Source organism: Trichocoleus sp. ST-U2, assembly GCF_039961875.1.
In the GTDB taxonomy this organism is placed as follows: Bacteria; Cyanobacteriota; Cyanobacteriia; order Cyanobacteriales; family FACHB-T130; genus FACHB-T130.
Map to the genome: position 1 here is coordinate 69,450 of NZ_JAMPJY010000006.1, position 14,688 is coordinate 84,137.

The 14,688-nt window shown below is 48.5% G+C and carries 10 protein-coding genes, 1 tRNA gene and 1 pseudogene; 3 read left to right on the plus strand and 9 right to left on the minus strand.

The genetic code is table 11. The annotated features are described in order from the left end of the window. Positions 1-40 precede the first annotated feature (40 nt). Entirely contained in the window at positions 41-1,474 is a 1,434-nt protein-coding gene (locus NC996_RS05680; protein ID WP_190687747.1) for an efflux RND transporter periplasmic adaptor subunit, read from the minus strand. A gap of 296 nt (positions 1,475-1,770) precedes the next feature. On the opposite strand from NC996_RS05680, the gene NC996_RS05685 reads away from it, so the two are divergent. Next, positions 1,771-2,376, plus strand: a complete 606-nt coding sequence (locus tag NC996_RS05685; protein WP_190429752.1) for a hypothetical protein — start codon at positions 1,771-1,773, stop codon at positions 2,374-2,376. A 71-nt stretch (positions 2,377-2,447) separates the two neighbouring features. On the opposite strand, the gene NC996_RS05690 is transcribed toward NC996_RS05685, so the two are convergent. Further along, entirely contained in the window at positions 2,448-2,990 is a 543-nt protein-coding gene (locus NC996_RS05690) for a peroxiredoxin (RefSeq protein WP_190429751.1), read from the minus strand. A 355-nt stretch (positions 2,991-3,345) separates the two neighbouring features. Here NC996_RS05690 and NC996_RS05695 point away from each other — a divergent pair. After that, positions 3,346-3,606 (plus strand): annotated as a pseudogene (locus NC996_RS05695) (tetratricopeptide repeat protein); the annotation flags it as partial. Positions 3,607-3,689: 83 nt separating this feature from the next. Here the strand turns inward: NC996_RS05695 and NC996_RS05700 are convergent. After that, positions 3,690-4,295, minus strand: coding sequence for a peroxiredoxin (locus NC996_RS05700; RefSeq protein WP_190411983.1), 606 nt, complete (start codon positions 4,293-4,295; stop codon positions 3,690-3,692). A gap of 145 nt (positions 4,296-4,440) precedes the next feature. Between NC996_RS05700 and NC996_RS05705 the strand changes: the two genes are divergently transcribed. After that, positions 4,441-6,537 (plus strand): amylo-alpha-1,6-glucosidase, encoded by a 2,097-nt coding sequence (locus NC996_RS05705; RefSeq protein WP_190687567.1) that lies wholly within the window; start codon positions 4,441-4,443, stop codon positions 6,535-6,537. 71 nt (positions 6,538-6,608) lie between these two features. Here the strand turns inward: NC996_RS05705 and NC996_RS05710 are convergent. The 6 genes from NC996_RS05710 to NC996_RS05735 form a co-directional block, all read right to left on the minus strand. Beyond that, a tRNA-Met gene (locus tag NC996_RS05710) sits at positions 6,609-6,681 on the minus strand. Between the two features lie 126 nt (positions 6,682-6,807). Beyond that, positions 6,808-9,411: a peptidoglycan DD-metalloendopeptidase family protein gene (locus NC996_RS05715; RefSeq protein WP_190687570.1), complete on the minus strand. Its 2,604-nt coding sequence runs from the start codon at positions 9,409-9,411 to the stop codon at positions 6,808-6,810. Positions 9,412-10,271: 860 nt separating this feature from the next. Continuing rightward, on the minus strand, positions 10,272-10,736 hold the full coding sequence (locus NC996_RS05720) for a tRNA (cytidine(34)-2'-O)-methyltransferase (protein WP_190667558.1): 465 nt from the start codon (positions 10,734-10,736) through the stop codon (positions 10,272-10,274). A 274-nt stretch (positions 10,737-11,010) separates the two neighbouring features. Further along, positions 11,011-12,147, minus strand: coding sequence for a glutamate--cysteine ligase (gene gshA / locus NC996_RS05725; protein WP_190687573.1), 1,137 nt, complete (start codon positions 12,145-12,147; stop codon positions 11,011-11,013). Positions 12,148-12,254: 107 nt separating this feature from the next. After that, positions 12,255-13,172, minus strand: a complete 918-nt coding sequence (locus NC996_RS05730) for a histone deacetylase (protein ID WP_190687576.1) — start codon at positions 13,170-13,172, stop codon at positions 12,255-12,257. A gap of 59 nt (positions 13,173-13,231) precedes the next feature. Continuing rightward, complete coding sequence (locus NC996_RS05735; protein ID WP_190687578.1) at positions 13,232-14,593, minus strand: hypothetical protein; 1,362 nt, start codon at positions 14,591-14,593, stop codon at positions 13,232-13,234. Positions 14,594-14,688 lie beyond the last annotated feature (95 nt).

Sequence of the window (14,688 nt, forward strand, 5' to 3'; positions counted from 1 at the left end):
GAGTTTTGAATTAAGAAGTCAAAGCTCAAAACTCAAAACTCTACGGCTTTGCGGTTTCTGATAAAACACTTAAGCTGACAAGTTCGCCATCTTTGAGCGGCTTACCAGCGCGGCTGACAAATCGCTCTCCCGGCTTTAATCCCGACAGAATTTCTACTTTTCCATTTACGCGATCGCCCACTGTCACCGATCGAGCCTGCACTCTTGGCTGTTGCCCTTCACGAGTCACAACAAACACCGTCGCTTTGCTAGATTTGACATTTTCTTGGGAGTTGGAAGCGCTCTCTCCCTCGCTCCTTGCCTGTCCCCCTTGTCCCTGTCCCCCTTGTCCCTGTCTCCCTCTCTCTCCTGCTTCTTGCAGCGCTGTTTGCGGCACCACTACCCGTTGGGACGCATTTGAGGCAAAGCTGACCCGTGCCAACAGTCCACTGCCGATCTCACCCTTGGGGTTGGCAATCGTGACTTCTACCGGCACTTGACGAGCCGCCGCATCCGCTGCCGGAGAAATGCGAGCTACTTGTCCAAGAAATTCCCTGTTTTTGAAGGCATCTAATTGCACCCGCACCGATTGTCCAGCCCGGATATTTGACAATTCCAATTCTGAAACTGGCACCACTACTGTGACGCGGCTGAAATCTCCAATTTTTAAGATTTCACTACCTGGATTCGCTAAATCCCCCGGTTCTAACCCTTTAGCAACGACAACGCCGCTAATGGGGGAAGTTAATACTGAATAAGATTGGCGTTCGCGATTTTGAGCCAGTACAGATTGTTGCGCCTTGACTCTGCCTTGAGCCGCTACGACTGCTTGCTGTTCTGTACTCACCTGTGCCTGAGCAGAGAGCAAAGCTTGTTGAGCCGTTTGAGCTTCGGTTTGGGCTAATTCTGCTTGTTGCTGAGCGATCGCGCCCTGTCTCGCCAAGCCAGCCAGTCGAGCCGCATCCCGCTGTGTTTGCTGCAATTCAACTTTTGCCTGTTCCACCTGTGTCCGGGCATTAGCTACCTGAGTTCGGGCGCGGGCAACTTCTGCTTGAAGCGTTGCGAGTTCTGCTTGCGCCTGATTCACGCTAGTCAACAAGGTGGTGTCATCTAACTGGGCAACAATTTGACCCTGCGCTACCCGATCTCCCACATCTGCTTTAAGAGAGAGCAGCCGTCCTTCCACTTGGGGTTGCACCGAGACTTCTCTGAGTGGGCGAGTCGTGCCGATGAATTTTACATCTTCTTGAAGCGATTCGCTGCGAGCGATCGCCACATCCACTGGTGTAGGTTTTCCTTGCCCCCCTTCTTGCCCTCTGGGAGATTGAGCCTCCGCTTCCGCTTTCGGCAGAATGCCACAACTGGTCAACCCAGGCATCCCTAAAACAGCAAATATCAATATAAATAGGGGAATTTTTTGATTTTGCCGTTGGCTTGTTGATTTTTGACTCGTTTGCTGCCGAGAGGCTTGAGCAGCAGAGATATCAGGAGACATACGCTTAAGTTGCACTTGGGTGTTCCACTCAGGAGACGGTTCGGACTCACCTTGGGCGGGGCTGTCCAGCGGTGAGATGCAAAGGCAACAGGTTAGCTCTGTGCCTGCCTGTCTATTTAGACTGCTGATAGTTTACAAACGTTCACTTTACAAATCATAAAGTGCGAAGGCAGTTCTCTTGGTCAGCCTTAAGGTCGGATTTTGGCATTTGCCTTCTGGTTTTGGGCGAGCGATCGCCCTGAGCAACATTCCAGATGCTATGCTTTTTTTAAAACCCTTGACAAACTCTCAAATCCTTGCGTTACCAATTCTTGCGGGTTAAAAATCTATTTCTGTCAGTCGTCCTGGCGGTGGCTGGGACTGTAGTAATTAGGGCATCCGAGAACGTACCCGTACAGGCTCGTCCCGCTCCTGTATTTACACGCCATTTAGAGACAATTCAAAGCAGCGTACCGCCTGGGTTGATTATGCGCTTGCCGTCCCAAATTCTCCTCAGTGGCCCCACCGATGTAGATCCTTCTGAGTTGATTGTCCGCGTCTTCCCCTCAGAAACTCCGTTAGCTTATACTGTTAGCCTTTTTACCTGCTACAGTAATCCCCAACCGTGCTTAGTCGGAAGTTTTTCGGTTGAGAAAAAGAATTCTCTCAATGCGATACGAGAATTAGAAAAACATAAAGCAGCAGGCGATCGCATCACCTTAAGGAAAGATATTAGAGGATATCTATTGGAAGGAAAAAAGCAGAAGCCATCCTATGAATTTTCTTCAGTGATGTGGCAGCAGGATGACTTCATTTATCGCGTTAGTTTTCCCACTATAGAACGGTCAAATATTCTCTTGATGGCGAATTCAATGGCTAACGATGTGCCGCTTTTCCGCAGGGTTTCTCGCCCACTTCCCTGATACTCATCCCAAGTTGCGTTCAGACAAAGTAGGGTCTTGAACGCAACTTAATTAGTATTAATTCCAGTAATCTACAATCCGCTGAGCGTCTCTAGCAGCTTCTCCACTTCAGCATTATGGTCGAGGAAGGAGAACAAATGTTTATAGCGCAGAATTCCCTGTTTATCCAGTACGAATTGGGCTGGCAGAGGCGCACCCAAAGCTTGACCCGTACAGTAAGCTCGAAACGTCCGACAACTGGGGTCGCTGAGCAAGGGCATCTTTAAACCCAGGTCTTTGACAACCGTTTTGCTCTGCTGTTCGTCGGTACTGGTAATCATCAAAACCTCGACGCCCAAACTGGTAAAGCGCTCGTAGTTTTCATTCAGCGCTTTGATGTGAGGAAAGCAAAAAGGACAATATTGCTTTTCGGTGAAGATGCGGGTGAAGGCAAGGATGACAGGTTGCTTTCCCCTGTAATCTGATAACTTAACTCTCCTCCCGTTAGTAATGTCCGGCAGTTCAAATGCTGGAGTCGTTTCACCCAGGTCTAAACGGCTGGTTGCTGGAATCGGCAAGAAATTCTCAAAGAAGCGTTGATTTAACAGTCCGCTAAAGTCAGTAGATGTCAGCATCGGTATATCATTTTGGTCTTATTGCTGTAATTGTAATAGTTCTTTACTTTTTTGCGAACAGGGGCGAATCGTCGAGAGCGATCGCATCCTTCATCCCTCAAAAAGTCGCCTCTCCATTTCAGGAATGCGATTAACTAACTGACGGATTACTTCTTCTTCTTAGAAGTCCCTGAATTTTGTTGTAACATCACTGGGCGCAAGACCCACGTATCAGGATTTACTCGCAGATTCACAGAAAACTGGCGATCCTGAGGGACAAGTAGCCTCTCTTACAAATCTTGGCTATGTGTTATAAGGAGGCTTTGGTAATTGCAAAGAAAATTCCTTTGTTCAGGGAGAAGGGACAGTTTTAGGAAATTTGGGCGTAGTTTTCTTTTCCTTAGAAGAATATAAGCAAACGATTGAGTTTTACGAAAAAGCTTTGGACATTTGGCGGCAAATCAGCAATCAACAGTCTGAAGCCCTTACTTTGGACAATCTGGAAAAGGCTTACCGTGCCTTGGGAGACTATGAAAAAGCGATCGCATACAATCACCAGCATCTAGATATCGTGCAAGCAGCGTTACAGGAGTTAACGCGATCGCAAGCATCAAAAACTAAACCCCAATACATCTGATAGGAAAAATCTCATCAAATGTATTGGGGTTTTTGATTAATTGACGACTGAATCAGTTCTGAAACTAACTCGACACCAGAAATTTAGACGGCAGAAAAGAAGACCTTTGACTTGACGGGGTCGGGAACCATCGTCTTGTCACCGGGTTGCCAACCAGCGGGGCAAACTTCGTCGGGGTTAGTTTGTACGTACTGGATTGCTTGCAGCGTCCGCAGAGTCTCATCGACGTTGCGACCAAAAGCCAGGTTGTTAATCGTAGCGTGCTGAATCACGCCTTCTTTATCAATGATGAACAGCCCCCGGAGTGCAATGCCTGCCTCTGGATCGAGGACATTGAAAGCAGCACTAATCTCTTTCTTAATATCGGAAACGAGGGGATAGTTTAGGTCGCCGACGCCGCCGGACTTGCGGTCTGTCTGAATCCATGCCAAGTGGGAAAATTCACTGTCTACAGAGACACCAAGGATTTCAGTGTTGAGATCCTGAAATTTTGAATAAGCGTCGCTAAAAGCTGTAATCTCTGTAGGACAAACGAATGTAAAGTCAAGAGGATAGAAGAACAAGACTACATATTTGCCACGATAGTCAGACAGTTTGATGGTCTTGAATTCCTGATCGACCACAGCGGTTGCGGTAAAGTCCGGGGCGGTTTGTCCAACCCGAAGACAGCCTTCTGTGTGGTGGGTCATGAATAGATTCTCCTTAAATGGAATAGATTTTGCATTGACTCGTGCTGAGTCAAGGGTAATCTAGTTGAGGTCTACCCTAGACGCAACGACAGCTAATTTACGAACTGTAACAACTATATCATACTCATAACGAGTTTGAGTAGGAATGAAGAATTTGGATACGCGCGAGTGGCTGCTGACCAACGGGTTAGGAAGTTTTGCCAGTGGAACGGTTTGTGATGCTCGGACTCGGACTTATCACGGTTGGTTAATTGCCGCCCTCGATCCGCCGAGTCAGCGCACTTTATTACTGTCTCACCTGGATGCCAGTTTGGATGTAGGAGGACGGGTATTTGCACTAGGGACGAATTTCTGGATAGATGGAAAAATTGACCCTTTGGGCTACGAGCTATTGCGTTCTTTCGACATTGACCCCTTTCCCCGTTGGGTTTGGGGTGAAGATAACTGGCAGCTAAGCAGGCAGCTGGTGATGCCCTATGGCTTAGTAGAAAGTAGCTCACAGAGCGTAAGTAGCGGGAACGAGACTGAGCAATTAGGCACTCCCCAGTTTTGTCACCGGATTTTGATTCAGTACCGCTATGAAGGCACTGAGTTGGCTACGCTGAGGTTACGCCCGGTAATTGGCGATCGCGACTTTCACCACCAGCAATCCGGCGCTTCCGGATTGTCCTTCTCGCAATTAGTCGGTCAAAAGCAAATTTGCTTGCAAGGGATGCGTCCTGACTGGACTGGGACTCCCTGGCAATTGCGCTGGAGTAAGGGTCGCTATCAACCAGACACCGTTTGGTATTGGCATTATTACTATCCAGAAGAGAAGCGGCGGGGATTGGGGGACAAGGAAGACCTCTACAGCCCTGGATACCTGACAGTACCCCTACAACCGGGAGACTCCCTCACCCTAGAAGCGAAAGTGGGATTATGTAACTCCAAACAATCACAGCTCAGTTCCCTAGACTTTGAGCAAGCAGTGCAGGTTGAGCAACAACGACTGAAAGCGCTTCGCCGTCCCTTGTTGAGGGTTCATGGCAACGAACCCTCAACCATTGACAATGACATTGACAATGACATTGACAATGACATTGTCAATGATATTTGGCAGCAGCTGTTGCGAGCAGGCGATCAATTTATTGTCTACCGCGCTTCCATTGCTGGCCCGACTGTGATTGCTGGCTACCCCTGGTTTAATGACTGGGGACGCGATACGCTAATTGCTCTACCAGGACTAGCTTTAGCGACTGGGCGCTATGAGTTGGCGAAGGGACTGCTGGAAACTTTTGGGCGCTATTGTCGGAATGGTTTGATTCCGAATGCGTTTCCAGATACTGGAGCTGAGCCATTTTACAACAGTATTGATGCTGCGCTGTGGTGGATTGAAACTTTGGGTCTTTACCTAGAAGCAACGCAGGATTGGGATTTTCTGGCTCAGCAATATCCTGTGGTGCGGCAGATTTACAAAAGCTTTATGGCTGGCACCCTGTACAATGTCCGGATTGATGCCACGGATGGGCTAGTTACCTGGGATGCGCCAGGAGTGGCGCTTACCTGGATGGATGCGGTGGTTGATGGTCAGCCGGTAACGCCTCGTCGGGGTAAACCTATAGAAATTAATGCTCTCTGGTACTCTGCTTTGTGCTGGGCTAGCCGATGGGCAGAATTGTTATTAAGGGAAGGAGGCGCGAATTCACAGAGGCGGATTAACCAGCGAGAACGCTATATTCAGCAGGCGCAACAGGTGAAGAGATCGCTGCAAAAGTTCTGGAATCCGACGCTGGGATATTTCTACGATACGATCGCACCGGATGATGTGCGAGACCCCACAATTCGTCCGAATGCAGTTTTGGCGCTCTCGCTCTATCATTGCGGGTTTCCTGCCGAGCAAGGGCGGTCTGTCCTCAAGGTAGCAGGCGATCGCTTAGTGACACCCTACGGTCTCCGCAGTCTCGACCCCGCCGATCCCCGCTATGTGGGGACGTATGCTGGGAATCCTCAATATCGCGATCGCGCCTACCACCAAGGTACGGTTTGGAGTTGGCTGATTGGCCCCTTTATCCGAGCCTGGAAGCGCCTCTACGATTCAGAACCCGTCCCTTTTGATTGGCAGCCGATGATTGAACACTTGCAGTCCTCAGCCTGCCTGGGTTCGGTTTCGGAAATTTTTGATGGCGATCCGCCTCATGCAGCTCAAGGAGCGATCGCTCAAGCTTGGTCTATTGCCGAACTCATCCGGCACTATTCCGACTAATGACCACCGAGGGATGAGTACAATCACCAGACTACTCATTCTTCAGACCTGGCTTTTTATAACTTTTAAAATGGCTCTGGCGGGATTTGAACCTGCGACCTTGGGCTTATGAGTCCCCTGCTCTAACCACTGAGCTACAGAGCCAACTTTTCTTAAACAACCTTATCATCCTAGCATACCAGCAAGATTATTGCTACCCTGGCTTAAAAAAAGAGAAAAGACAAAAGAAATATATTTTCTTTTGCCTTTTCCTTTGCTTTTGCCTCTTTCTTAGCGTCGGGGTAGCAAAGCTATCGGGTTGATAGCTCCTTTTCCAGCCGAATGCAACTCAAAGTGAAGGTGAGGCCCCGTGCTGCGTCCGGTGCTGCCCATCTCAGAAATCTGCTGACCTTGCTCAACTGCTTCCCCTTCTCGAACCAGAAGCCGGTTGTTGTGGGCATAGCGAGTTAGGGTGCCATCAGCGTGTTTAATGTCCACCAGATTTCCATAACCACCAGAATTCCAGCGTGCATACACCACGACACCAGGAGCTGCCGCCACTACAGGCGTGCCGACCGGAGCCGCGATATCAATCCCCTTGTGCATCCGTCCCCAGCGCCGACCATAACCTGAGGTTAAAACGCCCTTTGAGGGCCAGATGTAGCCATTAAATTGACCTGGGCTATCCGGCAGGTATGGATTTGGACCAGGGAGGGGCGGTAACTCTGGAGCAACTTGTTGCCCGAAGGGGGGCCGGAGTGTCGGGTTATAAGTGTCCGCTCCGGAGGGCGCTGCTGCCACCAATGGCTTCTGGGTTCTAGCCCGTGGTGCAGCAGGTGGGGGCACTTTGATTTCGATTGCCGCCTGCGATCGCTGTTGTTGCCGTTGCCGCTTTTGCATTTCTGCTTGTACGGCTTCGTTATAACGATTTGGGCTGAATTCTGGATTGATCGGAGTCGAGTATTCAGAACGTTGCAACGGTTTGTTGACGACAGGTGCAACCGGCTCGAATGCGGGAGTCACTGGCACCGAGATGTTAGCAACCGGAACGTTCTGTGAGTTAGCGGTATCCCCGTTTTGCTGGGTACGATACTGCTGCCGTAGTTTGATGATGTCTTCCCGTAGTTTCTCAATCTGGGTGCTGTACTCAGAGTTTTGCTTCAAGCCAGCAGACTGAGTTTGGTTCCTCTCGGCAATCGGTGTGGCAGCGGGTGTGGCAATGGGTAACGGATTACCCGCTACTAACATTGGTTTGACGATAGGTACGTTAGCACTACTTTGCACCCGTACCTGTGTTGCTGCGACGGGTAAGGGAACAGCCGTTGGCAAAGTAGGAACGGAGAGATTCGGTACAGCAACATTAGACTTGGATTGTCTAAGTGCAGCGTTCAAACCAGGAATTACAGTTACAGTCTGTTTTTTCGGGATTTTCAGTGCTTGATTCACTCGAATCATGTTCGGGTTATCTAACTGATTTATCCGCAGCAGTTCTCCTCTGGAAACGCCGTGAATGCGAGCGATCGCATCCACCGTATCTCCCGCCTTGACCTGGTAAACATCTGCCGTTACCCCATTAGGTTCGACGACGGCAATCGGTACGGGTGCCACTGTCTGGATTGGCAGCGCTTGGTTAGTCGCGGTCGGTACTGGGATTGGTACGCTTTCATTCACCCCTATCGCCTGCGGGGATGCTTCTAGCGATTCCCGTGCCTGTGCCGATGGGAGGTGGTTAATCACCCGATTGGAGGCGTTTTCTCCTGGCATCTGCACCGCGATATTGCGTGGCACGGACGGTACTTGGTTGATTACCTGATTGGGGGCGTTTTCCCCTGGCATCTGCACCGCGATATTGCGTGGTACGGACGGTACTTGGTTGATTACCTGATTGGGGGCGTTTTCCCCTGGCATCTGCACTGCGACCGGAATTTGCACTCTAGGAGCAGCTATTTCTACCTCAGCCGCTTCAGAGCTATCAATTTGGGCTGGTTCAGCGACTTCTAATTGACCAGCAGATGCTTTTGTCGTCTCCTCAGACCGCAACTCCGCCAGACTGCTCTGCAAGCGGCTCCGCTGCTCCTTTAAGCGGCTCATGGCAGCGTCTTGTCTTGCTTTTAATAGCTCATTTACGTTGCCGGGAATCGTGACTGATTGACCCACCGGCAGTCCATCCGATGTTGTCGCTCCAGATGATTGCTGCACCTGTATCGGGCGAACACCATAAGACTCAGATAGCTTTTCGACGGTATCGCCCAGCTTAACTTCGTGAACAATACCGTTCACTGAAGGAATTTTCACCACTTGCCCAGATGGAAGAGCTGAGCTGGACTTGATGTTGTTGGAAGTGGCGATCGCGGCAGGTTCTACCCCATAGTTCTTCGACGATTGCCAAATTGTCTGTGCCTGCTGCACCTTGTGTTCGATAACGCGCGGTGCTGGTTTCGATTCTGCTTTAGCGTCCAGCTCCACCTTCGGGGAAACGGCCTCAGATGTGAATTCTGGCTCTACTACCTTTGGGGAAGCAGCGACAGATTTGGATTCCGGCTTTATTGCTGCGACTGAAGCAGTTGTTTCTGGCTCCACTTTTGAGGCAGGAGCGGCAACAGCAATATCTGTTGCAGCAGGAGCGTTGGTAACAGTCGGCTCTGTGGCGACCGGATCGGCTGCCTTTGCTTCATCGCCTTGTTGAGGCAGCAATAGGCTGGAGGTGCCCATTGAGATTGCCAATCCAATCATGGCGGCAGAGGTGCGAGCCCGACGGTTAACCTCTGGAGAAATTGGCTTCAATAAACCTGACTCTCCCCCGGAAAGCTTTCCTGCGGACAGATTCGCTTTCGCATCTTTGTCTGCTGCACAGGAAGGAACTGATTTAATCTTGTGCGTGAATGGGCGTTTCAAACACGACCTCCTACTTATGACGAGCGCTTAACTGTCCCTGAATGATTGTTTTTTACCAGTCAATGGGACAAATCACATCAAAAAGTGATTAGGATCACTGCCGGTAATCATACCTAGGCAAGATTACCCTGCTTTTTTGATTTAGACAAGTTTACATGACTGGGAAAATTTAATCATGCACGACCTACATTTGACCCACCCTGCTGAAGACTTCATCATTGCGTTAATCAGGAGCCTTTTGTCAAGAGCTGGCAAGTCAATGGTGTATTCCTTTCTAAGGCGTGCATATTGGAACATACTTGCTTGACTTGCTTTACTCCGGAAGACTGAGAAAACAACTTTTTCGTTGTTGGCATCCTGCTGTTGATCCATTACAACATGAGACTTTAAGCTGATTTTGCCTTGAATAACAACCGTAGAATCATGGAGAAAACTCTGACAAATGGCATAGAGCATACCGACGCATATTTACTAAAAATCTTCCTAAAGATTGATTCGAGGTTGTTTTAGAGGCTCAGCACTGAAAGATTTTGGATAAAAAAATCTATCAATCAATTTCCCGTTGTTACTCTGTTGTTCATAGAAATTTCTTATCTAAGCCGCGCTCATTCGGTATTCTAGATAGCTGAAGGACGCAAAAGAAACTCTCTCAAGAAAGGGAAAAGAGTCATTCGTCACCGAGTGTTGAGCAAGAAGTCATGGGGAAAGCTCAGCCATAAATAGTCACAAACAGTTGCCGGTTAACACGTTTGAGATTCCTAGATAAAAGGTCAAACAAAATTTCTAACCTTTAACTCAATCTGCGAACACCTGACTAAAGACTGATAACTCGCAATGAGCAAAGGACTTGTTTGCCTCCTTCAGCCGGACAAAATCCCCAGTTGGCGACGCGCTTCAAACAAACCGACTGCGGCACTAACAGAAAGGTTCAGGCTCCGAACGTGCGGCTGTGACATTGGAATATAGACAGTATTGGCACAAAGGGCGAGAACTTCTGGAGGTAATCCAGTTGTTTCGCTACCAAATAATAGCCAGTCATCTGCCCGAAACTCGAACTTCAGGTAGTTATCGCTTCCCGAAACGCTGAAGCCGATCCATCGTCCCCCTCGCTGCTGATGGAATGCCTGAAAATCCTCTAAACCAATGTGGTAGTGCAGATTGACGTAGGGCCAGTAATCCAGACCGGCACGTTTCAGATAGCGATCGCTAATGTCAAAACCCAACGGCCCAACTAAATGCAATTCCGTCCCAGTGGCAGCACAGGTACGGGCAATATTGCCGGTGTTGGGCGGAATTTGCGGCTTGTAGAGAACAACAAACGGCATGAGACTTACTAATTACTCTGGCTCTAACACTAAAATCCACGCTGGAAACTCAAATTATACCCAAAGAGACATGAACCTATACATATTTGTTATATGACTCACCCAGATCAAATTGATTAAATATTCTAATTCCCGAATGATTCTTTTTAGCCAATAAATTAAGCCATAAAAAGGCAAAAAAAGAAATCAGGGGCTAGGAAGGATCGAAGATAAAGAATGAAGGCTTTAGGATAATTCTCTGCCTTCAAGCTTCATTCTCGATCCTTCAAGTGCTTCAGGCAACTAGGCTCTCGCACAATTTGTCTTCCAGTTCGCGCTCTTGGTCTGCCACCGCTTGAATGGCGTCAATCATCACGCTGGAAGTGTCAAAACCTTGGTTTTGGAGATTTAACCATCGCTGAGCCGAATTTCCTTCCCGGAGAATCTTTTTCAGGGGTGACAAGAAACAGCGAAAGCCCATCTGTTTAGACAGATCCCAAACTTCGCCGGTTATTTCTTCAATCCAATCTCGCGCCAGAATCGGTCTGCCGTCTTGCCAATGTCTCAGAGTTGCATCCAAACTTTGACGGGCGGCGGCGTCTTCGTTGGCGTCAGTCAGGGTAATTAAGTCTTGTGAAGACAATTGACTCATTTCTAGGGGATCGAGGCTGGGGTCATCAATCAACTGCAAAAGTCGCGCTTCTAGCAAGGCTGTAACCGCCAACAAGGCAACCGGATCGATGATTAGGTCACAAATTCTCAGTTCTAGGCGATTAAGGTCGTAGGGGCGCTGGTTGCCATTTGGTCGCACGGATGACCAAAGGTGGCGGACATTTTGCATTGTCCCGGCGGCTAATTGGGCTTTCGTCCACTGGATAAAGTGGGCGTGGCTTTCAAATAAGGGAACGTGGGCTGGGGTTTTTGGAAACAGTCCCCAGCGAGTCGAGTGATAGCCAGTGGCTTTCCCATCCAAAAACGGGGAAGAAGCACTGAGAGCGAGGTATAAGGGTGCTTCTAGGCGGACAAGGCGAATCGCCCGCATCAGGGTTTCGGGATCGCTGATGCCAATGTTGATGTGGACGCTGGCGGTGACAACTTTGGTGCCGTAAGTGTTCTCAATGTAGTCGTGGTAAGGATTGCTAGGGTCAGAGCGCCAGAAGCGATCGCTGCCTCCTAAAGACAGCGTACTCCCCGGAATCAGGGTGTAATTTCCCAAGCGTTTTAGATACTCTCGGAGTTGCCGTCTAGGGCGTAGCAAGGCACACAATAATCGGTCGTAACAATAAAAGGGTTCTGTGATATATTCCACGTTGCGGCTATCCGGCTCCCGCATGAACCCGTCTAGGTCTGCCACAATCCGATCGGATAAACCCACAATGTCACCATTGGGGGTGCCGGTATACATTTCAATTTCAAAGCCTTTTGATAGCAAGGGGTTTTTCCTCAGATGAGTGAGTACGAAGTACGGACACGGGATACCGCTACCGTTAAAAAGTGTATCGAGGAAGACGAAATGGCTCCTCTGCCCTTAGTCTGGCATCAAAGTTGGTACTGATGATAGACAGTAGTGGCGGCTCGATGTAGCAAGGAGTGCCGATAAACGAGGGAGTCAAGATCGTCAGCATAACCCCCGCCAATCACACAGGCGACTGGGTAGCCGAGTGCCACACAGGTACTCAAAACTTGCATTTCCCGACGGAAGATTCCGGTGTCTGTGAGGGCGAGTTTGCCCAAGCGATCGCCACCATGAGGATCGACCCCAGCATCGTATAAAACAAGATCCGGCTTGACTTGTGAGAGCAAATCTGGGAGATATTTTGCCAAGGTTTGCAGATAGGCGTCATCTTCCATCCCAATCGGGAGAGGAACATCTAAGTCACTTTGTTGTTTGGTACCGGGAAAGTTAACTTCGCAGTGCATCGAGAAGGTGAAGACGCTGCTATCTTCTTGGAAAATCACGGCGGTACCGTCTCCTTGATGGACATCTAAATCCACGATCAGGATTTGACGCACCAGTCCCAGATGTTGAAGCACGCGGGCAGCAATGGCTAAATCGTTGAAAATACAGAAACCAGAACCATAACCGGGAAAGGCGTGATGAGTACCCCCCGCAGTATTGCAAGCTAAACCGTGACTGAGTGCCAGTTTAGCGGTGAGAATCGTACCGCCTACTGCCACGCAGGTACGATTTGCTAATGCGGGACTCCAGGGCAATCCGATTCTTCGCTGGGCTTTGGCATCGAGGGTGCCTTCACAGTATGCTCGGACATATTCTGGGGTGTGAACGAGTTCTATCCACGCTAGTGGAGGAGGTTCGGGCGGATGAATTTGCTCTGGATGCGCTACGCGATCGCTTAAGAGCATTTCGTAGAGTTTGCTGAATTTGGGCATGGGGAAGCGATGCCCTTCTGGGAGAGGTACGACATAATCCGGGTGGTAAATAATTGGCAAGTCCATATTTAAAATTTTGAACTGCCAAGCGGCAAAGGAAGAGAGGATTTCCGAGGCAATTTTCCTCAGACGCTACGCGATCGCAAAATTTTCCAGGCAAACCCACTAACCAGGCAACCTAAACCAATACTGAACAAGATGACAATAACCAGATTCGCCAAGGGGATGACTGCGGATAGTTGGTTGTCGATTTGGTTAGGGTAAGGCTGGGTAAAATCTTTTACCAACGCCGAGGAAGCAGAGGCGGCGACTGAGGCGGTTCCCACTCCCAGACTGGCAGCGGCGATAATATTTTCCAGATTGCGATCGCGCTTAGCTTGTTCAATCTCGACGATGCCTCGAATCGTGTTAATCACATCTTCTAGCACTCTCAATGCAGGGCTAAAGCTGGCACGATCTTGTTGGATTTGAATTTCGTATTGCTTGACTATTTGGTTGAATTGTGCAAAAAAATGCAGCTCGGTTTCTCCATATTTGCTAGCTTCTTGAAGCAGGTAATTTAAATGTTCTTGGTATTTTTTCTGATAGGTTTCAATCGCGTGCAATTGAATTTCTAGATGATTTAAGTCTGAAGCATACTGGGACAATATTTTTATATTGACTTCTAAAATCCTCTGCAATTCTTTTAACGGTAGCTGCTTGAGCATTTCACCCGCTTGAAAAATATAGCCGAAATTCTCTTGCAATTGCTGTCTGAGTTTCTGAGCTTCACAATAAGACCAAATAATTTTATTGCGGTAGTAAAACAACTGCATCCAGACCTCAGAATATTTAGCAGCTTCAGTTTCGGCGGCTACATCGGGATAAAAGATAACCAAAACATGGTGATTCTCTTCCATGTCCCAACGCTGGGGAGATAGCCACACTTCAAAAACGGTTGCCCCTAAAAATTTTCCTTTGCTTGGCTTTTGCTGTTTCCATCTCCCAAACTTCAAAGTTTCGTAAGCTTCTTGGGCGAGACCTTCTAAAGGGGTTTCACAGTTTCGAGGCAAAATCCCAGACACGATCCAGGTTTTTCCAAGATTGCCTTGTTTATCAGCAGCAAGATGTTTGAGGGTAGGAAAGCATTTAAAAGATTGCAGATAGTCTCGATCGTTAATATGGCAATTAAACAAAAGCCCATAACTATCGCTAAATCGCACGGGATAATAAAAGCCTTTGACTGGATATCCTTCAGTGCGAGCTTGAAAAGTATAATAAGCTTCAGTTTCCCCCGCTAGGCGCAATAATTCTAAATATTCTGGCTCGTTATAATTTGAATCGTCAGCAGCGACAAGAATTCTTTGCAATTCTAACGGGAAGTTATCCCAAAACGTGAGCTGGTTTTGGTTGATTTGCTCTGCATCGTCTCCCAACCCGTTTCTCAAGTGGTAAACAAATAGATTCAGGTTAGGAAGAAATAACAGATTCATCGGAAGAGTAAACATATTGCCACCATACCTGGCGATTTAAATCACAGCTATGTCAACCCTACTTCAGAAGCAAGGAAGTAGAAGTTGCGAGAACTTTTAAACAAAGCCCG